The 23491-nt window shown below is 40.5% G+C and carries 21 protein-coding genes; 19 read left to right on the forward strand and 2 right to left on the reverse strand.

What is annotated here, in order from left to right; translation table 11 throughout:
* Nucleotides 1-460 precede the first annotated feature (460 nt).
* From JQ841_RS08995 to pepC, 19 genes are all read left to right on the forward strand, one after another.
* Nucleotides 461-652, forward strand: coding sequence for a hypothetical protein (locus JQ841_RS08995; RefSeq protein WP_203180713.1), 192 nt, complete (start codon nucleotides 461-463; stop codon nucleotides 650-652).
* Nucleotides 649-843: a hypothetical protein gene (locus JQ841_RS09000; protein WP_120718996.1), complete on the forward strand. Its 195-nt coding sequence runs from the start codon at nucleotides 649-651 to the stop codon at nucleotides 841-843. The genes JQ841_RS08995 and JQ841_RS09000 overlap by 4 nt, the downstream gene beginning before the upstream one ends.
* Complete coding sequence (locus JQ841_RS09005) at nucleotides 830-1714, forward strand: ABC transporter ATP-binding protein (protein WP_203180714.1); 885 nt, start codon at nucleotides 830-832, stop codon at nucleotides 1712-1714. Before JQ841_RS09000 ends, JQ841_RS09005 begins: the two co-directional genes overlap by 14 nt.
* A 1-nt stretch (nucleotide 1715) precedes the next feature.
* Complete coding sequence (locus tag JQ841_RS09010; RefSeq protein ID WP_203180715.1) at nucleotides 1716-2453, forward strand: ABC transporter permease; 738 nt, start codon at nucleotides 1716-1718, stop codon at nucleotides 2451-2453.
* A complete protein-coding gene (locus JQ841_RS09015) occupies nucleotides 2453-3550 on the forward strand; it encodes a sensor histidine kinase (RefSeq protein ID WP_070482395.1) in 1098 nt (365 codons plus the stop codon). The genes JQ841_RS09010 and JQ841_RS09015 overlap by 1 nt, the downstream gene beginning before the upstream one ends.
* Nucleotide 3551: 1 nt before the next feature.
* A complete protein-coding gene (locus JQ841_RS09020; protein ID WP_049502240.1) occupies nucleotides 3552-4151 on the forward strand; it encodes a response regulator transcription factor in 600 nt (199 codons plus the stop codon).
* A 313-nt stretch (nucleotides 4152-4464) separates the two neighbouring features.
* A complete protein-coding gene (rpsL, locus tag JQ841_RS09025; RefSeq protein ID WP_001142332.1) occupies nucleotides 4465-4878 on the forward strand; it encodes a 30S ribosomal protein S12 in 414 nt (137 codons plus the stop codon).
* 19 nt (nucleotides 4879-4897) lie between these two features.
* Entirely contained in the window at nucleotides 4898-5368 is a 471-nt protein-coding gene (rpsG, locus tag JQ841_RS09030) for a 30S ribosomal protein S7 (RefSeq protein ID WP_000087873.1), read from the forward strand.
* Between the two features lie 279 nt (nucleotides 5369-5647).
* Nucleotides 5648-7729: an elongation factor G gene (gene fusA / locus JQ841_RS09035; protein ID WP_000090348.1), complete on the forward strand. Its 2082-nt coding sequence runs from the start codon at nucleotides 5648-5650 to the stop codon at nucleotides 7727-7729.
* Between the two features lie 103 nt (nucleotides 7730-7832).
* Nucleotides 7833-12224 carry a PolC-type DNA polymerase III gene (locus JQ841_RS09040; protein WP_203180716.1) on the forward strand — a complete coding sequence of 1464 codons (4392 nt, stop codon included), beginning with the start codon at nucleotides 7833-7835 and terminating at the stop codon, nucleotides 12222-12224.
* An 87-nt stretch (nucleotides 12225-12311) separates the two neighbouring features.
* On the forward strand, nucleotides 12312-12833 hold the full coding sequence (locus tag JQ841_RS09045) for a DnaA ATPase domain-containing protein (protein WP_061864482.1): 522 nt from the start codon (nucleotides 12312-12314) through the stop codon (nucleotides 12831-12833).
* Between the two features lie 51 nt (nucleotides 12834-12884).
* Nucleotides 12885-13388: a DnaA/Hda family protein gene (locus JQ841_RS09050; protein ID WP_203180717.1), complete on the forward strand. Its 504-nt coding sequence runs from the start codon at nucleotides 12885-12887 to the stop codon at nucleotides 13386-13388.
* Nucleotides 13389-13403: 15 nt separating this feature from the next.
* Entirely contained in the window at nucleotides 13404-14354 is a 951-nt protein-coding gene (locus tag JQ841_RS09055) for a helix-turn-helix transcriptional regulator (protein ID WP_203180718.1), read from the forward strand.
* A gap of 7 nt (nucleotides 14355-14361) precedes the next feature.
* Complete coding sequence (locus JQ841_RS09060) at nucleotides 14362-15675, forward strand: DUF262 domain-containing protein (protein WP_203180719.1); 1314 nt, start codon at nucleotides 14362-14364, stop codon at nucleotides 15673-15675.
* A complete protein-coding gene (locus tag JQ841_RS09065; protein WP_203180720.1) occupies nucleotides 15669-17549 on the forward strand; it encodes a DUF262 domain-containing protein in 1881 nt (626 codons plus the stop codon). The genes JQ841_RS09060 and JQ841_RS09065 overlap by 7 nt, the downstream gene beginning before the upstream one ends.
* Before the next feature lie 227 nt (nucleotides 17550-17776).
* Nucleotides 17777-19018 carry an aminopeptidase gene (locus JQ841_RS09070; protein WP_203180721.1) on the forward strand — a complete coding sequence of 414 codons (1242 nt, stop codon included), beginning with the start codon at nucleotides 17777-17779 and terminating at the stop codon, nucleotides 19016-19018.
* Nucleotides 19019-19027: 9 nt separating this feature from the next.
* Nucleotides 19028-19258, forward strand: a complete 231-nt coding sequence (locus JQ841_RS09075; RefSeq protein ID WP_203180722.1) for a GlsB/YeaQ/YmgE family stress response membrane protein — start codon at nucleotides 19028-19030, stop codon at nucleotides 19256-19258.
* A 263-nt stretch (nucleotides 19259-19521) separates the two neighbouring features.
* A complete protein-coding gene (locus JQ841_RS09080; RefSeq protein ID WP_203180723.1) occupies nucleotides 19522-20244 on the forward strand; it encodes a pseudouridine synthase in 723 nt (240 codons plus the stop codon).
* Nucleotides 20245-20355: 111 nt separating this feature from the next.
* Nucleotides 20356-21690 (forward strand): aminopeptidase C, encoded by a 1335-nt coding sequence (pepC, locus tag JQ841_RS09085; RefSeq protein WP_203180724.1) that lies wholly within the window; start codon nucleotides 20356-20358, stop codon nucleotides 21688-21690.
* Nucleotides 21691-21745: 55 nt separating this feature from the next.
* Here the strand turns inward: pepC and JQ841_RS09090 are convergent, their stop codons facing one another.
* Both JQ841_RS09090 and JQ841_RS09095 read right to left on the reverse strand, forming a co-directional pair.
* The gene (locus JQ841_RS09090) at nucleotides 21746-22657 is read right to left on the reverse strand and encodes a PTS system mannose/fructose/sorbose family transporter subunit IID (RefSeq protein ID WP_000136864.1); all 912 of its coding nucleotides are present in this window, start codon (nucleotides 22655-22657) and stop codon (nucleotides 21746-21748) included.
* 23 nt (nucleotides 22658-22680) lie between these two features.
* Nucleotides 22681-23484: a PTS mannose/fructose/sorbose transporter subunit IIC gene (locus JQ841_RS09095; RefSeq protein ID WP_049487299.1), complete on the reverse strand. Its 804-nt coding sequence runs from the start codon at nucleotides 23482-23484 to the stop codon at nucleotides 22681-22683.
* Nucleotides 23485-23491 lie beyond the last annotated feature (7 nt).

Raw genomic sequence — 23491 nt, forward strand, 5'->3', positions numbered from 1 at the left:
GACCAAGGTGTCGCAGGTTCGAATCCTGTCTTCCCGATTCATTACAGAGATACGTAAACGTATCTTTTTTTATTTAACTAGATATTATATACATTAAGAGAGAAACAGTTTGCTTCTCTCTTTTTTGAATTTCAGTAATTCATTTTAATCGTGTATACTTTTAAGAAAGTAATTGAAGAGTTTTTTGTTCTGCCTATAATATATCTGTTTGTACGCTAAAAATTTCTGCTCTTTTGATTTTAAATAAGTATTAGTTTTCAATATAGTGTGAATTGGGTTTGATATCTCTTTTGAGGAAGCTACCTTAGATTTTTTCTACTTGTGTTTTATTGTATAGTGTATCTTGCTTGTTTTGAACAGAATCTTTTATGACATTTGTCATATCTCCTCATGACAGAAGCTTCTAGTGATTCTACCTTTAAAGAATTATACTAGATGTATCAAATGGAGGAAGAAAAAAATGAAACATAAAGTAATTGTCGCAATGAGTTTAGTAGCAGCAGGAGTCATGACTTATCTCATGTTCTCAGGATTGGATGAAGTCTTCTATCATTTTCCTTGGGAGCTATTTGCAGGATTTGGAATCATGTCTTGGATAATACGAGAATGTTTGAAATTGGTCTCAGATGTGAAAAAGGAGTTTGAAAAATGAAAAAAGCGATTCTCTATCTTTTTATTGGACTGTCACTAGTGGTATGGTTGGTAGAAATGTTTACAGGTTGGTTTGATCAAGCCTTCCTTCACCAATTCATCCGTGGTGCATGGGGATTAGGATTTATGATTTTTATCGCCTTTCCGATGGGAAAGGAGTGGCTGGAAGGAGAATATCATGAACATGATTAAGGTTCAAGGCTTACATAAAAACATCAAGGGCAAGGCTATTTTGAAGGATATTTCCTTTGAGGTAACAGAAGGTGAATGCGTCGCCTTGATTGGTCCCAATGGTGCTGGGAAGACCACACTCTTGGACTGTTTGCTTGGAGATAAACTGGTCACAAGCGGTCAAGTATCCATCCAAGGCTTGCCAGTGACGAGTTCTCAGTTAGACTACACAAGATCCTATCTCCCTCAAGAAAATGTCATCGTTCAGAAATTAAAGGTCAAAGAGTTGATTGCTTTCTTTCAAAGTATTTATCCAAATCCCTTGAGCAACCGGGAAATCGACCAACTATTGCAGTTTGACAAGCAACAAAAAGAGCAATTGGCAGAAAAATTGTCAGGTGGACAAAAGCGTCTTTTCTCTTTTGTCTTGACCTTGATTGGGCGACCAAAGCTTGTCTTTTTAGATGAACCAACTGCTGCCATGGATACTTCAACCCGTCAACGCTTTTGGGAAATTGTTCAGGAGCTAAAAGCTAAGGGAGTTACCATTCTCTATTCGTCCCATTATATCGAAGAAGTAGAGCATACAGCGGACCGAATCTTGGTACTCCACAAGGGTGAATTGATTCGTGATACGACGCCTCTTGCTATGCGTAGTGAGGAGATTGAAAAGCATTTTATCCTTCCTCTAGCTTACAAGGAAATTGTTGAGCAGTCTAACTTGGTTGAAAACTGGGTACAAAAACAAGATGCTTTGCAAGTAGTTACACGTGAAGCGGATGCTTTTTGGCAACTGTTAGTGCAAGCAGGATGTAGGATTCAAGAAATTGAAGTCAATAATCGTAGCTTGTTGGATACAATCTTTGAAGAAACGCAGAAGGGAGATGACTAAGATGAAACGATGGATCGCACTAAACAAGATAGAATTTCTATTGACCAAACGACAATTAGTCTATTATCTATTATCCGTAGGGATGCCGACAGTCTTCTATTTATTCTTTTCAGGCATGTACCAGGACACACCAGGTGGACCGGCTAATTTTATGCGCGACTACCTCATCTCCATGACGGCTTTTTCCATGATGTCGATAGCTATGTTTTCATTCCCAGCTGTTTTACATACCGATAAAATCAACAACTGGCAGAAAACATTGCGCCATACCCCTGTAAATATGGTAGAATATTATCTATCAAAGATAACAAGTATGATGGTTGATTATTTGGTCTCAATCCTGGTTGTTTTCTCAGTTGGGCACTTGGTCAGAGGTGTGGATATGTCTCTTGGAAATTGGATTGGGGCGGCTCTCTTGCTGATTTTGGGAAGTATTGCATTTGTAGCACTTGGCTTGACCTTGACTCTCTTACCAACTAGTCAGCTGATGTCTGTCGTGGGCAATCTTCTCTATCTAGGCTTGGCTGTTTTAGGCGGACTCTGGATGCCCATCTCTTTATTTCCAGACTGGATGCAAGCAATCGGGAAGTGCCTACCAACTTATCAGTTGATGGAGTTGCTCAAGACCTTCTTAAACGAGGATGGCATCAATTTATCAGCAACAGTTTATCTACTTGTTTTTTCAACAGTTTTGTTTGGTTTGACCATTTACCTTCAAGGTCATAAGGAGAATGCTTAATGCTTGAAAGACTGAAAAGCATAGACTATATGTATTGGGCCAGTTTGATTTTTATGGTTTTTCCCATCGTTCCTGTAGTGACTGGGGAGCTACCTAGCTGGCATTTGTTGATTGATATTCTATTTGTGGTGGCTTACTTAGGCGTTTTAACCACCAAGAGTCAGCGCTTATCCTGGCTCTGTTGGGTTATCATGCTAGCCTATGTAGCTGGGAATACCGCCTTTGTTGGTGTAAATTATATCTGGTTTTTCTTTTTCCTATCCAATCTCTTAAGTTATCATTTCGGCGTACGTAGTTTTAATTCTTTACATGTCCGGACTTTTCTCCTTGCTCAAGTCCTTGTTGTGGGGCAACTGTTGATTTTTCAGGAAGTTGAAGTTGAGTTTCTAGTCTACCTACTTGGAATTCTCACTTTTATCGATTTAATGACTTTTGGCTTGGTTCGGATTCGGATTGTGGAGGATTTGAAAGAAGCTCAGGCTAAGCAAAATGCCCAGATAAATCTATTGCTTGCTGAAAATGAACGTAGTCGTATCGGTCAGGATTTGCATGATAGCTTGGGACATACCTTTGCTATGTTGAGTGTCAAGACAGATTTAGCCTTGCAGTTATTTCAGATGGAGGCTTATCCACAGGTGGAAAAGGAATTAAAAGACATTCACCAGATCAGTAAGGATTCCATGAATGAAGTGCGAACCATTGTGGAAAATCTTAAGTCTAGAACTTTGACATCCGAACTAGAGACTGTGAAAAAGATGTTAGAAATTGCTGGAATTGAGGTGGAAATAGCTAATCAACTAGACACAGCTAGCTTAACTCAGGAATTGGAGTCAACGGCTTCTATGATTTTGCTTGAATTAGTGACCAATATCATCAAACATGCTAAAGCGTCTAAAGTCTACTTAAAATTAGAACGGACAGAGAAAGAACTCATTCTAACAGTGAGAGATGATGGCTGTGGCTTTGCTTCTATAAAGGGGGATGACCTCCATACAGTTCGAGATCGTGTTCTTCCATTTTCGGGAGAAGTAAAGGTAATTAGCTGGAAAGAACCGACAGAAGTTCAGGTTCGACTACCTTATAAGGAGAGAAATTAAGATGAAACTACTTGTTGCAGAAGATCAAAGTATGCTACGAGATGCTATGTGTCAATTGCTCACGCTTCAACCGGATGTAGAGTCTGTCTTTCAAGCCAAGAATGGGCAAGAAGCAATCCAACTATTAGAAAGGGAGTCTGTAGATATCGCCATCCTTGACGTAGAAATGCCTGTTAAGACAGGTCTTGAAGTCTTGGAGTGGATACGAGCAGAAAATCTAGAAACAAAGGTGGTTGTGGTGACGACCTTCAAGCGTCCTGGGTATTTTGAACGTGCGGTCAAGGCTGGAGTAGATGCTTATGTATTAAAAGAAAGAAACATTGCAGACCTCATGCAAACCTTGCACACTGTCCTCGAAGGGCGCAAGGAGTATTCTCCTGAATTGATGGAAGTGGTGATGACGCATCCCAATCCGTTGACAGAACAAGAAATCGCAGTTTTAAAGGGAATCGCTCAGGGTTTCTCTAACCAAGAAATTGCAGATCAACTTTATTTATCCAACGGAACCGTCCGAAACTATGTCACCAATATTCTTTCGAAACTAGATGCTGGTAATCGAACAGAGGCAGCTAATATCGCGAAAGAATCTGGTTGGTTGTGATGATATAATATTTTTTGAACATTATGTGCTAAAATTGATGGGATTGAATGGAACAATACTAACTTTAGGAGGGTGGGATTCCTCCTTTTTCTTTTTTTGGGGAGCACTAAAAAAGAGCTAAAATTAACAATAAAAAAGAAAAATATCTTGACAACCAAGGGAAAATTTTGTTACAATAATAGACGGTACTTTTTACTTTTGGTCTCTCAAGAGTGTACAGGGACGTGCTGACAAATGTTGCAAAAGTACACACAGATGATAGCTGTCACCAAGTGTATCGTCACCAAAAATAAAAAAACACAGGAGAATGTAGATGCCTACAATTAACCAATTGGTTCGCAAACCGCGTAAATCAAAAGTAGAAAAATCTAAATCACCAGCTTTGAACGTTGGTTACAACAGTCATAAAAAAGTTCAAACAAATGTTTCTTCACCACAAAAACGTGGTGTTGCAACTCGTGTTGGAACAATGACACCTAAAAAACCTAACTCAGCCCTTCGTAAATTCGCTCGTGTACGTTTGAGCAACCTTATCGAAGTTACTGCCTACATCCCAGGTATCGGACACAACTTGCAAGAGCACAGCGTGGTGCTTCTTCGTGGTGGACGTGTAAAAGACCTTCCAGGGGTACGTTACCATATCGTCCGTGGTGCACTTGATACTGCAGGTGTTAACGATCGTAAACAAGGCCGTTCTAAATACGGTACTAAACGTCCAAAAGCATAAGGAAAGGGGATAAAGAGAAATGAGTCGTAAAAATAGAGCTCCAAAACGTGATGTATTGCCAGATCCGCTTTACAATTCACAACTAGTTACTCGTCTTATCAACCGCGTTATGCTTGATGGTAAACGTGGTACAGCTGCTTCAATCGTTTACGGTGCCTTTGAGCAAATCAAAGAAGCTACTGGAAACGATGCACTTGAAGTATTTGAAACAGCTATGGAAAACATCATGCCTGTACTTGAAGTACGTGCACGTCGTGTTGGTGGTTCTAACTACCAAGTCCCAGTTGAAGTTCGTCCAGAACGTCGTACAACACTTGGACTTCGTTGGTTGGTAACAATCGCTCGTCTTCGTGGTGAACACACAATGCAAGACCGTCTTGCAAAAGAAATCTTGGATGCTGCTAACAACACTGGTGCAGCTGTTAAGAAACGTGAAGACACTCACCGTATGGCTGAAGCTAACCGTGCATTCGCACACTTCCGTTGGTAAAATCATGATGCTAGGAACGGTAAGGATGCAAGGTGAAAATAGAAAACTGACGCAGTATTCGACGAATACAAGGAAGTTTATCTTTTTCACACAGCATCCCGTTCCGGCTCAAATCGGCTAATTAACTTTAGCCCGAGTTCAATTCAACTTGTAAATCTACAAGTTGAAACCAACAATAGCATGAAAACATTGAGAACGGGTAGGTCCTGCCTATCCGTTTTTATTAAAATCATGTTATAATAGAATAGAAATCAAAAATAAATAGGAGAAACAAACCTCATGGCACGCGAATTTTCACTTGAAAAAACTCGTAATATCGGTATCATGGCTCACGTCGATGCTGGTAAAACAACAACTACTGAGCGTATTCTTTACTACACTGGTAAAATCCACAAAATCGGTGAAACTCACGAAGGTGCGTCACAAATGGACTGGATGGAGCAAGAGCAAGAACGTGGTATCACTATCACATCTGCTGCGACAACAGCTCAATGGAACAACCACCGCGTAAACATTATCGACACACCAGGACACGTGGACTTCACAATCGAAGTACAACGTTCTCTTCGTGTATTGGATGGTGCTGTTACCGTTCTTGACTCACAATCAGGTGTTGAGCCTCAAACTGAAACAGTTTGGCGTCAAGCAACTGAGTATGGAGTTCCACGTATCGTATTTGCCAACAAAATGGACAAAATCGGTGCTGACTTCCTTTACTCTGTAAGCACACTTCACGATCGTCTTCAAGCAAATGCACACCCAATCCAATTGCCAATCGGTTCTGAAGATGACTTCCGTGGTATCATCGACTTGATCAAGATGAAAGCTGAAATCTATACTAACGACCTTGGTACAGATATCCTTGAAGAAGACATCCCAGCTGAATACCTTGACCAAGCTCAAGAATACCGTGAAAAATTGATCGAAGCAGTTGCTGAAACTGACGAAGAATTGATGATGAAATACCTCGAAGGTGAAGAAATCACTAACGAAGAATTGAAAGCTGGTATCCGTAAAGCGACTATCAACGTTGAATTCTTCCCAGTATTGTGTGGTTCAGCCTTCAAGAACAAAGGTGTTCAATTGATGCTTGATGCGGTTATTGACTACCTTCCAAGCCCACTTGACATCCCAGCGATCAAAGGTATCAACCCAGATACAGATGAAGAAGAAACTCGTCCAGCATCTGATGAAGAGCCATTTGCAGCTCTTGCCTTCAAGATCATGACAGACCCATTCGTAGGTCGTTTGACATTCTTCCGTGTTTACTCAGGTGTGCTTCAATCAGGTTCTTACGTATTGAACACTTCTAAAGGTAAACGTGAGCGTATCGGACGTATCCTTCAAATGCACGCTAACAGCCGTCAAGAAATTGACACTGTTTACTCAGGTGATATCGCTGCTGCCGTTGGTTTGAAAGATACTACAACTGGTGACTCATTGACAGATGAAAAAGCTAAAATCATTCTTGAGTCAATCAACGTTCCAGAACCAGTTATCCAATTGATGGTTGAGCCAAAATCTAAAGCTGACCAAGATAAGATGGGTATCGCCCTTCAAAAATTGGCTGAAGAAGATCCAACATTCCGCGTTGAAACAAACGTTGAAACTGGAGAAACAGTTATCTCAGGTATGGGTGAGCTTCACCTTGACGTCCTTGTTGACCGTATGCGTCGTGAGTTCAAAGTTGAAGCGAACGTAGGTGCTCCTCAAGTATCTTACCGTGAAACATTCCGCGCTTCTACTCAAGCACGTGGATTCTTCAAACGTCAGTCTGGTGGTAAAGGTCAATTCGGTGATGTATGGATTGAATTTACTCCAAACGAAGAAGGTAAAGGATTCGAATTCGAAAACGCAATCGTCGGTGGTGTGGTTCCTCGTGAATTTATCCCAGCGGTTGAAAAAGGTTTGGTAGAATCTATGGCTAACGGTGTTCTTGCAGGTTACCCAATGGTTGACGTTAAAGCTAAGCTTTACGATGGTTCATACCACGATGTCGACTCATCTGAAACTGCCTTCAAGATCGCAGCTTCACTTGCTCTTAAAGAAGCTGCTAAATCAGCACAACCAGCTATCCTTGAGCCAATGATGCTTGTAACAATCACTGTTCCAGAAGAAAACCTTGGTGATGTTATGGGTCACGTAACTGCTCGTCGTGGACGTGTAGATGGTATGGAAGCACATGGTAACAGCCAAATCGTTCGTGCTTACGTTCCACTTGCTGAAATGTTCGGTTACGCAACAGTTCTTCGTTCTGCATCTCAAGGACGTGGTACATTCATGATGGTATTTGACCACTACGAAGATGTACCTAAGTCAGTACAAGAAGAAATCATTAAGAAAAACAAAGGTGAAGACTAATCTGTCCTCACTCTAGAAGGAAGTCACTTAGTGGCTTCCTTTTGTCTTTAGAAAACACCTCTAAATATGGTAAAATAGTAGGAGAATAATGTGAGGAAAATGAATGTCAAATAGTTTTGAAATTTTGATGAATCAACTGGGGATGCCTGCTGAAATGAGACAGGCTCCTGCTTTAGCACAGGCCGATATTGAGCGAGTTGTGGTTCATAAAATTAGTAAGGTATGGGAGTTTCATTTCGTATTTTCTAATATTTTACCGATTGAAATTTTTTTAGAATTAAAGAAAGGTTTGAGGGAAGAATTTTCTAAGACAGGCAATAAAGCTATTTTCGAAATCAAGGCTCTATCTCAAGAATTTTCAAATCAGCTCTTACAGTCCTACTATAGGGAGGCTTTCTCTGAAGGGCCATGTGCTAGCCAAGGTTTTAAGTCCCTTTATCAGAATTTGCGAGTTCGTGCGGAGGGCCATCAGCTATTTATTGAAGGATCTGAGGCGATTGATAAGGAACACTTTAAGAAAAATCACCTTCCTAATTTAGCGAAACAACTTGAAAAGTTTGGCTTTCCAACTTTCAACTGTCAAGTAGAGAAAAATGATGTGCTGACCCAAGAGCAGGAAGAGGCCTTTCATGCTGAAAATGAGCAGATTGTTCAAGCGGCCAATGAGGAAGCGCTCCGTGCTATGGAACAACTAGAACAGATGGCACCACCTCCAGCTGAAGAGAAACCAGCCTTTGATTTTCAAGCTAAAAAAGCTGCAGCTAAACCCAAGCTAGATAAGGCAGAGATTACTCCTATGATCGAAGTGACGACGGAGGAAAATCGTTTGGTCTTTGAAGGGGTTGTTTTTGATGTGGAGCAAAAAGTGACCAGAACAGGGCGCGTTTTGATCAACTTTAAAATGACCGACTATACTTCAAGTTTTTCTATGCAAAAGTGGGTTAAGAATGAGGAAGAGGCCCAGAAATTTGACCTTATCAAGAAGAATTCTTGGCTCCGAGTTCGTGGGAATGTGGAGATGAATAACTTCACACGCGATTTGACTATGAACGTACAGGATGTGCAGGAAGTTGTTCACTATGAGCGGAAGGATTTGATGCCAGAAGGAGACCGCCGGGTTGAGTTTCATGCTCATACTAACATGTCGACCATGGATGCTTTGCCAGAGGTCGAAGAAATCGTTGCGACAGCTGCTAAGTGGGGACACAAAGCAGTTGCTATCACCGACCACGGGAATGTTCAATCCTTCCCACACGGCTATAAGGCGGCTAAGAAAGCGGGAATCCAGCTGATCTATGGTATGGAAGCCAATATCGTGGAGGACCGTGTCCCTATCGTCTATAACGAAGTGGAGATGGACTTGTCAGAAGCAACCTATGTGGTCTTTGACGTGGAAACGACGGGGCTTTCAGCCATCTATAATGATTTGATTCAGGTTGCGGCCTCTAAGATGTACAAGGGGAATGTCATTGCTGAATTTGATGAATTTATCAATCCTGGTCATCCCTTGTCAGCTTTTACTACTGAGTTGACTGGAATTACAGATGATCATGTCAAAAATGCCAAACCACTGGAACAAGTTCTGCAAGAATTCCAAGAATTTTGCAAGGATACGGTCCTAGTCGCCCACAATGCCACCTTTGACGTTGGCTTTATGAATGCCAACTATGAGCGTCATGGTCTGCCAAAGATTAGTCAGCCAGTTATTGATACACTTGAGTTTGCTAGAAACCTCTATCCTGAGTATAAACGCCATGGTTTGGGACCGTTGACCAAGCGTTTTGGTGTGGCTTTGGAACATCACCACATGGCCAATTACGATGCGGAAGCTACTGGTCGTCTGCTCTTTATTTTTATCAAAGAAGTAGCAGAAAAACATGGTGTGACCGATTTAGCTAGACTTAACATTGATTTGATTAGTCCAGATTCTTATAAAAAAGCTCGGATTAAGCATGCGACCATTTATGTCAAGAATCAGGTAGGTTTAAAAAATATCTTTAAACTGGTTTCTTTGTCCAATACTAAGTACTTTGAAGGGGTGCCACGGATTCCGAGAACGGTTTTAGATGCCCATCGGGAAGGTTTGATTTTAGGTTCAGCTTGCTCTGAAGGTGAAGTTTTTGATGCAGTCGTTTCCCAAGGTGTGGATGCGGCGGTTGAGGTGGCCAAGTATTATGACTTTATCGAGGTCATGCCACCAGCTATCTATGCTCCCTTGATTGCCAAGGAGCAGGTCAAGGATATGGAAGAACTCCAGACCATTATAAAGAGTTTGATAGAAGTGGGAGACCGTCTTGGTAAGCCTGTTCTGGCTACGGGAAATGTTCACTATATCGAACCGGAAGAAGAGATTTACCGTGAAATTATCGTCCGTAGTTTGGGCCAAGGGGCTATGATTAACCGAACCATCGGTCATGGTGAACATGCCCAACCCGCTCCTCTTCCAAAAGCTCATTTTAGAACGACTAATGAAATGTTGGATGAATTTGCATTCTTGGGAGAGGATTTGGCTCGTAAACTGGTTATTGAAAACACCAATGCCTTGGCAGAGACATTTGAACCTGTTGAGGTTGTTAAGGGTGACTTGTATACGCCTTTCATTGACAAGGCTGAAGAAACGGTCGCTGAATTGACCTACAAGAAAGCTTTTGAGATTTATGGAAATCCGCTGCCAGATATTGTTGATTTGCGGATTGAAAAAGAATTGACTTCCATTCTGGGGAATGGATTTGCCGTGATTTATCTGGCATCGCAGATGCTGGTGCAACGTTCCAATGAACGGGGTTACCTGGTGGGTTCTCGTGGTTCTGTCGGATCTAGTTTCGTTGCGACCATGATTGGGATTACAGAGGTCAATCCTCTCTCTCCTCACTATGTCTGTGGTCAGTGTCAATACAGCGAGTTTATCACCGATGGTTCTTATGGTTCAGGATTTGATATGCCCAATAAGGATTGTCCAAACTGTGGTCACAAACTCAGTAAAAACGGACAGGATATTCCTTTCGAGACCTTCCTTGGTTTTGATGGGGACAAGGTTCCCGATATTGACTTGAACTTCTCGGGAGAAGACCAGCCTAGCGCTCACTTGGATGTGCGTGATATCTTTGGTGAGGAATATGCCTTCCGTGCAGGAACGGTTGGTACGGTGGCTGCTAAGACTGCCTATGGATTTGTCAAGGGCTATGAGAGAGATTATGGCAAGTTTTATCGTGATGCAGAGGTGGAACGTCTTGCCCAAGGTGCTGCTGGTGTCAAGCGGACAACAGGACAACACCCGGGAGGAATCGTTGTTATTCCGAACTACATGGATGTTTACGACTTTACGCCTGTTCAGTATCCAGCGGATGACGTGACGGCTGAATGGCAGACGACTCACTTTAACTTCCATGATATTGATGAGAATGTCCTCAAACTCGATGTGCTGGGACATGATGATCCGACCATGATTCGAAAACTCCAGGACTTGTCTGGAATTGATCCTAATGAAATCCCTATGGATGACGAAGGCGTGATGGCTCTCTTTTCTGGGACGGATGTACTAGGTGTAACTCCTGAACAAATCGGAACTCCGACAGGTATGCTGGGGATTCCAGAATTTGGAACCAACTTTGTACGTGGGATGGTAGATGAGACGCATCCGACGACTTTTGCAGAGTTGCTTCAGCTCTCAGGTCTGTCCCACGGTACCGATGTCTGGTTGGGGAATGCCCAGGATTTGATCAAGCAAGGAATTGCGGACCTATCGACTGTTATCGGTTGTCGGGACGATATCATGGTTTACCTCATGCATGCGGGTCTCGAACCTAAGATGGCCTTTACCATCATGGAACGGGTGCGTAAGGGCTTGTGGCTGAAGATTTCCGAAGAGGAGCGAAATGGCTATATCGAAGCTATGAAGGCCAATAAGGTGCCAGAGTGGTATATCGAGTCCTGTGGGAAAATCAAGTACATGTTCCCTAAAGCCCATGCGGCAGCCTACGTTATGATGGCCTTGCGTGTAGCTTACTTCAAGGTTCACCATCCCATTTATTACTACTGTGCTTATTTCTCCATCCGAGCTAAGGCTTTTGATATCAAGACCATGGGAGGGGGCTTAGATGCTATCAAGCGCAGAATGGAAGAAATTGCTGAAAAACGGAAGAACAATGAAGCATCTAATGTGGAAATTGACCTCTATACAACTCTTGAGATTGTCAATGAAATGTGGGAGCGTGGTTTCAAGTTTGGAAAACTCGACCTCTACCGTAGTCAGGCGACAGAATTCCTCATTGATGGGGACACTCTCATCCCGCCATTTGTAGCAATGGATGGTCTGGGAGAGAACGTTGCCAAGCAGTTGGTACGAGCTCGTGAAGAGGGAGAATTCCTCTCCAAAACAGAACTACGCAAACGCGGTGGCCTCTCATCAACATTGGTTGAAAAGATGGATGAGATGGGGATTCTCGGCAATATGCCAGAGGATAACCAGCTCAGTTTGTTTGATGAGTTGTTTTAAAAAATTGCTTATTTTGATCAAGTGGACAAAATATGTCCACTTGATTTGTTATAATTCTCTTAAAAATAATAGAAAAGAGAGTATAATATGGTGGATCAAGGAATTTTAAATTCTAACGTGTCAATTGAAGAGCAAATTTACAATTTTGAAAAAGGCTTGAAAGATGATGGGAGTGATTGGACTGGATTCCCACAAATAGACTTAAAAGAAGATTCTCAATGTATTTACATTTGCGGTATTTCAGAGACTGACAGATGGCATTTGTTTTATACGTTAACTAAAATAAAACCTGCTACTCCAATAGCATCACTTGGATATTATCGAGTGAGAGATAATTTGATTTTTTCTAAACATAGTCAATGGATAAAACTGCAAATGGAGCATACAGAGTATGATTTGATTTTTCTGGAGGGAGTTCAATTTTTGGGAGAGGCTGATCAAAGGGTACAGGAATACTGGATGCAGCAATTCAAAGAGAATAAGAAAAGAAACAAACTCTTCATTGTATATTCAGACTGCTTACCCGAAGACTTAAAAAATATGGCTGAATCCGTAGTTGAGTTCTTCGAATCTGGCATAGTGGTACAGTTGAAATCACCTAAGGGCTAGTTTATTTTGCTTTAATCGTTTTGAATATAAAGTGCAAAGTTAGAGGTTAAAATGATGAACAATACAGGATTAGATAACAAATATCAACTTGAAAATTTTCTAGAAAAAGATGGCAATGCTTTAGCAAAGAAAGAAGCCTTAGAAGTAGTAAAGAACTTAGGATCAAAATATAATCCCCTTTATATTTATGGGGAATCAGGTTCAGGAAAAACACATCTGCTACAAGCTATTGGTAATAAGGTTCTTGAGAAAAATCCAGAAAAGCGAGTAAAATATATTTCTGCTGAAGACTTATTAGAAAATGAGCTAGAAATACAAAAAGTTAGAAGTGAGGAGTTTGATCTCCTAATCGTAGATGATATTCAGGTATTGGGAGAAAAGGATATTCTTATTCAAGAAAAATTTTTCAACCTCTTTAATTCTTTCTTTGGAAGGAAAACGCAAATTGTTTTATCCGGTAATTCTGAACCAGATCAGTTGAAAAATGTTCAATCTCGTTTGATTGTGCGTTTTAAGTGGGGAATGACAGTGTGTCTAACATCGCTTGAAGATTAATAAAAAGGACTTTAGATGAATGATCAAGAGAGACTACTAACAATTTTTTTACGTTTACAGTTAGGTACTTCACTAGGAAAAAAGCAACTGGCTCAGGAATTTGCGGTTAGTGAAAAGACGATACAGAGAGATTTTTCGCTACTCCGTGATATTTTATCCAGTCATCCTGATTTTGGTGGAGACTTGCTTTATAGTCGTAAAACAAATAAGTATAGCTTATCAAGTAAAGCAGTTTTTAATAAAAAGGATATTCTCGTTATTTCAAAGATTTTATTGGAAAATCGAGCACTGAACAGACCAGAAATTGCTAGCTTACTAACTAATTTACTGGTCTCGGTTCCCCGTGCTGATCAGAAAGAAATTGAGCAGATCATTGGCAGCGAAAAGCTTAACTATGCTCCCTTAACGGATCAACAAAATATAATAGAGAAAATTTGGAATTTATCAGAAGCTATTTTGCATGAACAGGTTATAGACATTATCTATCAAAAACCTTATTCTGAATCTTCTAAGAGGCAGACTGTGTTGCCAGTCTCTCTTTACTATGATAGTCATTATTTCTATCTGGTTGTTTACCAGTTGAAACATGCTACTTATATTACTTTAAGAGTAGACCGTATCCAGTCATGGTCTCTTAGTGGTATAGAGAAACCCTCTATTTCTTATCGAGATAAATTTAGAGATGGCGACATTCGTAACGAGAGAGTGGATGCTTTTATCGGGAAGAAAATCAGTATTGAAATCGAGTACTTGTATGATCCGACTATTGTGATGGATCAATTTCCAAATGCAAAAATAGTTGGGAAAAATGGCGATTGGACTCATTTTCAGTTTGAAAGTCAGCATACACCGGGTCTTAAACGCTGGTTGCTGGGACAAGGGGAAGCAGTTACTGTTTTATCTCCCCGGATTTTAGTAGAGGATATGAAGCAAACAGTTCAAGAAATGATAGATAAATATAGATGAGGATAAAATGACTATTCAATTTACTTCTAAAAAGGTTGGAGAACTATTGAAAAAAGGGAATTTGCGGATTCCTTCTTATCAAAGACCATATAAATGGAACAGAAAACATATCCGTAATCTTTTTTATGATTTACGAGATGCTATGGGGAAAAAGGAATATCAGATTGGTTCCGTTATCTTACATGAAAATAATGGATACCTAGATATTGTCGATGGACAGCAACGGCTAATTTCTATTTCCTTGTTTCTTCATTTATTAGATAGTTTAGAGAATTATAAGGGTGCTAAGCAACTGCTGAGTAGTGCTGTATTTGGAGAGCTATCTTGCTATCATGCGAGTGAAAATTATAATGAGTGGGAAAATTTGACTCAATTGGTTGGCGAAAATCAGGCAAAAGATATTTGCAATTTTTTATTGGAAAATTGTTCTATCTCCGTGATTACTATGCCGCAGAAACGATTATCTGAAGCCTTTCAGTTATTTGATTCTCAGAATAATCGTGGAAAATCTTTAGAACCTCATGATTTGCTCAAAGCTTATCATCTTCGCAAGCAAGATTCCGAAGATGAAAGAATTGTGGAAAAGTGGGAGCAATTTGTAGAGGATAAAAATTTAAGTCTCAAAGAGTTATTTGATAAACATCTTTTTCGTATGAGACGTTGGTCTAGAGGAGAGACAGGATTAACAAATAAGCGTTATGGATCTTATCTCCGTTTTACGGAGGATTTTATTGACGATTTTAAAGGTGTTGATTTGAATCAGAACTTTCCATATCTAGAATTGTATCGTCATATTGAAAAACTCCCCATGTCAATTACTATGCCAATCATTGACGGAAGTAAATTTTTTGAGTATATTGAATCTGCTCATGAAACCATTAAAGAACATAAAGATTTTTTAAATGAAGAGTTAGGATTTTCTGATGAACCTGAAGGGGAAGAAAAAAATCTAGTTTACCCAGAAGGTATGTTGAACATATACAATAGCTCAAAAGGACGCTATCTTAAATGTCACAATATATTCCTAAATATTTGCTCGCTTTTCGCAGATAGATTTGGAAAAGAGGAGCTATCAAAGGAGATAGTAGAGACCTTGTTTATTTGGTCTTACTATCCTAGAGTTAAATCTAAAGCCATATATGATGCGACAGTTGGGAACTATGCTGCTGGTGGAAGGTTTAGACAAAAAGAGGTTCAAAAGCTATTTCAACTTTTATCTCATGCTGTCACTCCGAATGATTTTATGGTCAAAATAGATAGAGAGCTATTTGAAAATTATACTGTGGACAAGATTATAGAAGAGGAAAAAGATAAATGGTAGAAACACATATAAGCTTATCAGTTAATCGTTTGTTAAATGAAGATACCTATGCTATCCCTCTTTATCAGAGAAATTTTGCTTGGACTTATGATGAAATTGAGCAGTTATTGAACGACGTAGCAGATGCTGTTCAAGAAAATAGAGACAATTACTATATTGGAACATTAGTCGTTAATAAAGAGAATGACATTTTCAAAATCATAGATGGGCAACAACGAACAACAGCCCTTAATTTGATTGCCTTAGCTTTGAAGCATGAGTTTGGTTTTGATAGATTGAAAGCTGTCAATCTTACCTTTCCAGCTCGGAAGAAATCAAATAAGAATATTCAAGATTTATTTTCCAAGAAAAAAATTTTAGAGGGCGATGAAAATGAGCTGACTAGAGGTTACGGACATGCTAGAGACGCATTGAAAAAAGTGTTAGAAGAGCGCCAATTGAATCCTCAGTCTTTCGTTGGTTATCTTTTTGAAAAGGTCATCATTTTTCGGAGTATACTTCCTGAGGATTTAGATTTGAATCTTTATTTCGAACGTTTCAATTCTCGAGGAGAACAACTAGAGGCTCATGAAATCCTTAAGGCACAAATGATGTCTAAATTTGGTGAAGATCAAGAAATGGCGCAAAAGTTTGCAAGAATTTGGGATGCCTGTGCAGAGTTTGATAAGCCGGTAGCAAGTCAGTTTAAGATGCGACGGAAGAGAGCAGATGACTTTCAAGAACGTGAACGTATTTTTGGATGGCATTTTACAAATTATTCATTTCATAATATTTATAATGATATTGATTTTCATCAAAATGAAAGAAGAAAGTTATCAGATATATTAGGAAAAAAGATAAATGAAAAAAATATAGAAGTAGAAAAAGATTTTGGCGATTATACTACAATCATTGATTTTCCAACATTCTTACTCCATGTATTGGCAATTGCGGAAGGTAAGAAAACTGATGAGATTCAACTAGATGATAAGAAACTCTTAGCACTATTTGATATAAAAAATAAAGATAAAACTTGGGTTATTGAATTTAGTGAATTTCTTCTTAGAATAAAACACATTTTCGATAATTACATCGTTAGAAATTCGAATATGGACTCTTCAAGTAGAAATAAGGATGAATGGTTTTTACAGAAGGGGACTTATTATGAATATCAACCAAATGGAAAATCTAAAGAGCATTATATAGTCGAAGAACGTTTTACTAATAATACGTTTTCGGATTCGGAAATTAACCAAAACATCATTCTTCTCCAATCCATGTTTGCTGTGACCTTTACTGCCAATCGTGATAGTCGTTGGTTATATGAAATCTTGCAATTCTTGTTTAACTATATTGAAGAGTTAAATCAAACAGAATTTGCTAGTCTCTTTAAGGATTTTCTTGAAAAAATGGCAGTGAGATATGCTGAGGAAAGATTGTTTACCGAAGATAAAAGTATCAAAAAATATGGTGCAATTCCTGTTTATGCTTTTAACTTTGTGGATTATGTTTTGTGGAAAAATCGTGCCGAATTAGAGAAAGAGTACAAGGATATTAATTTTGATCATTTCAAATTTGCTTATCGTCGCTCCATAGAGCATTGGTATCCTCAGAATCCAAATGGACATGATGGAGAGAGCCAATTACCTGCGGAGTTTTTACATTCCTTTGGCAACCTTTGTATTACTACCGATATTCAGAACTCCAGGTTTGGCAACTCCTATCCAGAGGCTAAATTAGAGCAATGGGAAAGAGAAGGGATATTCCATCGTCAGAGTTTAAAATTACAGATGATGGCAAAGATAACTTCTAAAAAAAATAGATGGGATATTGGTGAGATTCAATCTATAGAAAAAGAAGTGGAAAGATATGTACAAAATTTTTGTAATAGCTAATTAAAACAAGCTTCAGTAAGCTTGTTTTTTAAAATACCAATATATGTGATATACTAGTAAGGGAAGGATTTTGTAAAAGACAAACCAGCTCAAAAGTTTTTGACTATCAGCTAGAACTTGCTGATCAGACAATTCTTCTATCAACAGCACTCTTGTCAGGTGCTATTGCTTTAGCAGGATTATTCTCTGCTTTGAAAGAAAAATAAAAATAGAAAAGAGAAAATTACATGGTTTTACCAAATTTTAAAGAAAATCTAGAAAAATATGCGAAATTATTGGTTGCGAACGGAATCAACGTGCAACCTGGTCACACTTTGGCTCTCTCTATCGATGTGGAGCAACGTGAGTTGGCTCACTTAATTGTCAAAGAAGCTTACGCTTTGGGTGCGCATGAGGTTATCGTTCAGTGGACAGATGATGTGATTAACCGTGAGAAATTCCTCCACGCACCGATGGAGCGTTTGGACAATGTGCCAGAATACAAGATTGCTGAGATGAACTATCTTTTGGAGAACAAGGCTAGCCGTCTTGGAGTTCGTTCTTCTGATCCGGGTGCCTTGAACGGAGTGGATTCTGACAAGCTTTCAGCTTCTGCTAAAGCTATGGGACTTGCTATGAAGCCAATGCGTATCGCAACTCAATCCAACAAGGTTAGTTGGACTGTAGCAGCCGCTGCTGGACTTGAGTGGGCTAAGAAAGTCTTTCCAAATGCTGCGAGCGACGAGGAAGCAGTTGATCTTCTTTGGGACCAAATCTTCAAAACTTGCCGTGTTTACGAAGCAGATCCTGTTAAGGCTTGGGAAGAGCATGCAGCTATCCTCAAGAGCAAAGCTGATATGCTCAATAAAGAGCAATTTTCAGCCCTTCACTATACAGCTCCAGGGACAGATTTGACACTTGGTTTGCCAAAGAACCACGTTTGGGAATCAGCTGGTGCTATCAATGCCCAGGGCGAAGGATTCTTGCCAAATATGCCGACAGAAGAAGTCTTCACAGCGCCTGACTTCCGTCGTGCAGATGGTTATGTCACTTCTACAAAACCGCTTAGCTATAATGGAAATATCATCGAAGGAATTAAAGTAACCTTTAAGGATGGACAAATTGTGGATATCACTGCAGAAAAAGGCGATCAAGTCATGAAAGACCTTGTCTTTGAAAATGCGGGTGCGCGTGCCTTGGGTGAATGTGCCTTGGTACCAGATCCAAGCCCAATTTCTCAGTCAGGCATTACCTTCTTTAACACCCTTTTCGATGAGAATGCGTCAAACCACTTGGCTATCGGTGCAGCCTATGCGACTAGCGTCGTTGGTGGAGCGGAGATGAGCGAAGAGGAGCTTGAAGCTGCGGGGCTTAACCGTTCAGATGTTCACGTAGACTTTATGATTGGTTCTAACCAAATGGATATCGATGGTATTCGTGAGGATGGAACGCGAGTATCTCTTTTCCGTAACGGAGATTGGGCAAATTAAGGAGATAATATGTTAGGAAGTATGTTCGTTGGTCTCCTAGTGGGATTTTTAGCAGGTGCTCTGACCAATCGTGGAGAACGCATGGGATGTTTTGGAAAAATGTTTCTAGGCTGGATTGGTGCCTTTCTAGGGCATTTGCTTTTTGGGACTTGGGGACCGATAATAGCAGGAACCGCCATTATTCCGGCAGTACTAGGTTCCATGATTGTCTTAGCGATTTTTTGGAGACGAGGAAGTTAATTTCTTAAATCTGATACTCAATGAAAATCAAAGAGCAAACTAGGAAAATAGCCGCAGGTTGCTCAAAGCACTGTTTTGAGGTTGTAGATAGAACTGACGAAGTCAGCTCAAAACACTGTTTTGAGGTTGCAGATAGAACTGATGAAGTCAGTAACATAACTACGGGAAGGCGACGTTGACGCGGTTTGAAGAGATTTTTGAAGAGTATGAAAAGGAGGTTGGTCATTGTACCAGCCTCCTTTTGAGTATGATATAATAGTTCTATGAGATTGGATAAATTTTTAGTTGCCTGCGCTGTGGGGAGCCGGACTGAGGTCAAAAACTTGCTCAAGGCTGGGCGGGTGACTGTAAATGGTAAAAAAGAGAAATCAGCTAAATTGCAGATTGATGAAGAAATAGATGAAATTCGCTTTGATGGGCAAGTGTTGGAGTATGAAGAGTTTGTCTACTACATGATGAACAAGCCCCAAGGTGTTATTTCAGCGACTGAGGATCCCAAGCACAGAACCGTTCTGGACTTGTTGGATGACTTGGCTCGGAGCAAGGAAGTTTTCCCAGTAGGGCGCTTGGATATTGACACGCATGGTCTTTTGCTCTTGACCAATGACGGCAAGCTTGCCCATGCTCTTCTTTCACCCAAGCGTCATGTGGATAAGACTTATCTGGCTCAGGTCAAGGGAATGATGACCCAAGAAGATGTGGAGACATTTGCCAAGGGAATTCCTCTCAAAGACTTTACTTGTCAGCCTGCTAGACTGGAGCTTGTGTCCATAGATCCAGAAAAGAATCAAAGTAAAATCCGCGTGACCATTGCAGAAGGGAAGTTTCATCAAGTCAAGCGTATGGTGGGCTACTGTGGCAAGGAAGTTGTAGACTTGCAACGTTTGACTATGGGAACGCTAGTATTGGATGAGAACTTAGAACGAGGGGAATGGCGTCGCTTGACCAAGGAGGAATTGGAAAATCTTCTTGCTAGTATTGCTTAATTTGGTTTATATTCGAAAAAGGTGAGGGAGAATATCCTCTCCTTTTATGTTTTTCAGTTGCTTCCTTTGTGAAAAGAGTTATAATAGACTGTAGAATAAAAGGAGGAATCTATGAACGCGATTCAAGAATCATTTACTGATAAATTATTTGCCAATTATGAAGCAAATGTCAAATACCAAGCGATTGAAAATGCTGCCAGCCATAATGGAATTTTTGCAGCTCTAGAACGTCGTCAGAGCCATGTAGACAATACCCCTGTTTTCTCATTGGATTTGACCAAGGACAAGGTAACCAACCAGAAGGCTTCTGGTCGTTGCTGGATGTTTGCCGCCCTCAATACCTTCCGCCATAAGCTTATCTCTCAATACAAATTGGAGAACTTTGAGTTATCACAAGCCCACACTTTCTTCTGGGACAAGTATGAGAAATCAAACTGGTTCTTGGAGCAAGTCATTGCGACTGCAGACCAAGACTTGACCAGCCGTAAGGTTAGCTTCCTACTTCAAACTCCACAACAAGATGGCGGTCAATGGGATATGGTCGTTTCTCTCTTTGAGAAATACGGTGTCGTGCCTAAGTCAGTTTACCCTGAGTCTGTTTCATCTAGTAGCAGTCGTGAGCTAAATGCAATTCTTAACAAATTGCTTCGCCAAGATGCTCAAATCTTGCGTGACTTGCTTGTTTCTGGTGCTGATCAAGCAACTGTTCAGGCTAAGAAAGAAGACCTCTTGCAAGAAATCTTTAACTTCCTTGCAATGTCACTAGGTCTCCCACCACGTAAATTTGACTTTGCTTATCGCGATAAGGATAACAACTACCAAAGCGAAAAGGGCATTACACCACAGGAATTTTATAAGAAATATGTCAATCTTCCTCTAGAAGATTACGTTTCTGTTATCAATGCTCCCACTGCTGACAAGCCTTACGGCAAATCTTACACAGTTGAGATGTTGGGAAATGTGGTTGGTAGCCGTGCGGTTCGTTACATCAACGTTCCAATGGAGCGCTTGAAAGAGTTGGCAATTGCTCAAATGCAAGCAGGTGAGACTGTTTGGTTTGGTTCTGATGTCGGCCAGCTCAGCAACCGTAAAGCGGGAATCCTTGCGACAGATGTTTATGACTTTGAATCAAGCATGGACATTCAACTCACTCAAGACAAGGCTGGACGTTTGGACTACAGCGAAAGCTTGATGACACACGCTATGGTCTTGACGGGTGTGGATTTGGATGAAAATGGTAAGTCAACCAAGTGGAAGGTTGAAAATTCTTGGGGAGACAAGGTCGGTACCGATGGTTACTTTGTTGCCTCAGACGCTTGGATGGACGAATACACTTACCAAATCGTTGTCCGTAAGGAATTGCTGACAGCAGAAGAACAAGCTGCCTATGAATCAGAACCAATTGTACTCGCACCATGGGATCCAATGGGTGCCTTGGCCGAATAAAAGTATAGAAAAAAGGAATCAGATTTTAGAACCTGATTCCTTTTAAGTTGCTTGATTACATGATGTGAAGAACATGTGCCACAATACCCACTGCGAAGAGTGCAAGGATAATAGTGATTGGAGATACTTTTTTCTTAAGCAAGTACATGCAAAGGAGAGTAAGGAGTAGTCCTGATAGTCCAGGGATCAACATATCCAAGTTTTGTTGGAAAGTAGTAACTTTTTCAGGTGTTTGAGACAATCCTTGTCCTACTTGTGCGAATGCTTCTTGGATACCTTTAGATCCTTCTGGCAATTTATCCCAATGGATATAAGCCTTTTCATCTAGTTGAACTTTGGCAACATCGAAAGCAAATTTAATATTTACCCAACGTTGAACAAGGACAGCAAGAATGAACATACCAAGGATAGAAGCACCTTTAGTGATGTCTTGGAGGATACCGCCAGACATGTCTTTAGTGATTTCTGATCCAGCCTTGTATCCAATCTCTTGTGTATACCACAAGAATGACATACGAATCAAGTTCCAAAGAACGAAGAAGAGGATTGGACCTAAGATATTACCAGTAAGGGCAAGTGAAGCACCGAGTGATCCAAGGATTGGGCGTACTGTAAACCAGAATACTGGGTCACCGATACCAGCAAGAGGTCCCATCATACCGATTTTAACCCCCTGGATAGCAGCATCATCAATTTCAACACCGTTAGCACGTTCTTCTTCAAGTGCAAGAGTAACCCCCATGATTGGAGCGGCTACGTATGGGTGAGTGTTGAAGAACTCAAGATGGCGTTCAAGAGCAGCGATTTGATCTTCTTTTTTAGTGTAAAGTTTTTTAAGAGCTGGAATTAATGAGTAAGCCCAACCCAAGTTTTGCATACGTTCATAGTTCCAAGAACCTTGTAAGAAAGTTGAACGCCACCAAACTTTTTTACGATCTGATTTAGTTAATTGAAGTTTTTCAGTCATGATGTTTTCAGTCCTTTCTTATCTTAGTAGTCTTCTAGGATATCGCCGATTGGGTCGTTAGAAGTTGCGGCTCCTCCGCCACCATTTCCACCAGTTTTAGAAAGGTGAAGGTAGATAAGAGCGATAGCAACACCGATAGCACCAAATCCGATTAGAGTAATATCTGACACGGCAGCAAGCACGAAACCGATAGCGAAGAATGGCCATACTTCACGAGTTGCCATCATGTTGATAACCATAGCGTAACCAACGGCAACGACCATACCACCACCGATAGCCATACCATCTTTGAGCCAATCAGGCATAGCATTTAGAATGCTTTGTACTGTTTCAGTTGGTACCATTAGAAGGAGTGCTGCAGGGACTGCAATACGAAGACCTTGAAGAAGAAGTGCGATAAAGTGAGCACGCTCAACTGCTTTGAAGTCACCTTTTTTAGCAGAAGCATCAGCAGTGTGAACCAATCCGACAGAGAGTGTACGGACAATCATAGTCAAGAATAGACCAGCAACTGCAAGAGGGATAGCAACCGCTTGGGCAACACCGATACCTGTCTTAGTAAAGTCGCCACCAAGAACCATGATAATGGCAGCAGCAACAGAAGCAAGAGCAGCGTCAGGAGCTACGGCAGCTCCGATGTTAGCCCAACCAAGGGCGATCATTTGAAGAGAACCACCAAGGATAATCCCTGCTTCAAGGTTACCAGTAACAAGACCGATAAGGGTACAAGCTACGATTGGTTGATGGAATTGGAACTGGTCGAGGATACCTTCAAGACCTGCTAGGAAGGCTACAACGACTACTAAAACCATAGAAATAATAGACATCTTTAAA

It is taken from the genome of Streptococcus mitis (assembly GCF_905187535.1).
GTDB classification, from domain to species: domain Bacteria; phylum Bacillota; class Bacilli; order Lactobacillales; family Streptococcaceae; genus Streptococcus; species Streptococcus mitis_BS.

Bases quoted from the DNA above. Each gene is read 5' to 3' on its own strand.
- JQ841_RS09055 (WP_203180718.1), top strand. From the start codon at position 13,404: ATGAATGATCAAGAGAGACTACTAACAATTTTTTTACGTTTACAGTTA.
- JQ841_RS09070 (WP_203180721.1), top strand. From the start codon at position 17,777: ATGGTTTTACCAAATTTTAAAGAAAATCTAGAAAAATATGCGAAATTA.
- JQ841_RS09060 (WP_203180719.1), top strand. From the start codon at position 14,362: ATGACTATTCAATTTACTTCTAAAAAGGTTGGAGAACTATTGAAAAAA.
- rpsL (WP_001142332.1), top strand. From the start codon at position 4,465: ATGCCTACAATTAACCAATTGGTTCGCAAACCGCGTAAATCAAAAGTA.
- rpsG (WP_000087873.1), top strand. From the start codon at position 4,898: ATGAGTCGTAAAAATAGAGCTCCAAAACGTGATGTATTGCCAGATCCG.
- JQ841_RS09005 (WP_203180714.1), top strand. From the start codon at position 830: ATGAACATGATTAAGGTTCAAGGCTTACATAAAAACATCAAGGGCAAG.
- JQ841_RS09090 (WP_000136864.1), bottom strand. From the start codon at position 22,657: ATGACTGAAAAACTTCAATTAACTAAATCAGATCGTAAAAAAGTTTGG.
- JQ841_RS09075 (WP_203180722.1), top strand. From the start codon at position 19,028: ATGTTAGGAAGTATGTTCGTTGGTCTCCTAGTGGGATTTTTAGCAGGT.
- JQ841_RS09040 (WP_203180716.1), top strand. From the start codon at position 7,833: ATGTCAAATAGTTTTGAAATTTTGATGAATCAACTGGGGATGCCTGCT.
- JQ841_RS09010 (WP_203180715.1), top strand. From the start codon at position 1,716: ATGAAACGATGGATCGCACTAAACAAGATAGAATTTCTATTGACCAAA.
- pepC (WP_203180724.1), top strand. From the start codon at position 20,356: ATGAACGCGATTCAAGAATCATTTACTGATAAATTATTTGCCAATTAT.
- JQ841_RS09045 (WP_061864482.1), top strand. From the start codon at position 12,312: ATGGTGGATCAAGGAATTTTAAATTCTAACGTGTCAATTGAAGAGCAA.
- JQ841_RS09080 (WP_203180723.1), top strand. From the start codon at position 19,522: ATGAGATTGGATAAATTTTTAGTTGCCTGCGCTGTGGGGAGCCGGACT.
- JQ841_RS09015 (WP_070482395.1), top strand. From the start codon at position 2,453: ATGCTTGAAAGACTGAAAAGCATAGACTATATGTATTGGGCCAGTTTG.
- JQ841_RS09000 (WP_120718996.1), top strand. From the start codon at position 649: ATGAAAAAAGCGATTCTCTATCTTTTTATTGGACTGTCACTAGTGGTA.
- JQ841_RS09065 (WP_203180720.1), top strand. From the start codon at position 15,669: ATGGTAGAAACACATATAAGCTTATCAGTTAATCGTTTGTTAAATGAA.
- JQ841_RS09020 (WP_049502240.1), top strand. From the start codon at position 3,552: ATGAAACTACTTGTTGCAGAAGATCAAAGTATGCTACGAGATGCTATG.
- JQ841_RS09050 (WP_203180717.1), top strand. From the start codon at position 12,885: ATGATGAACAATACAGGATTAGATAACAAATATCAACTTGAAAATTTT.
- JQ841_RS08995 (WP_203180713.1), top strand. From the start codon at position 461: ATGAAACATAAAGTAATTGTCGCAATGAGTTTAGTAGCAGCAGGAGTC.
- JQ841_RS09095 (WP_049487299.1), bottom strand. From the start codon at position 23,484: ATGTCTATTATTTCTATGGTTTTAGTAGTCGTTGTAGCCTTCCTAGCA.
- fusA (WP_000090348.1), top strand. From the start codon at position 5,648: ATGGCACGCGAATTTTCACTTGAAAAAACTCGTAATATCGGTATCATG.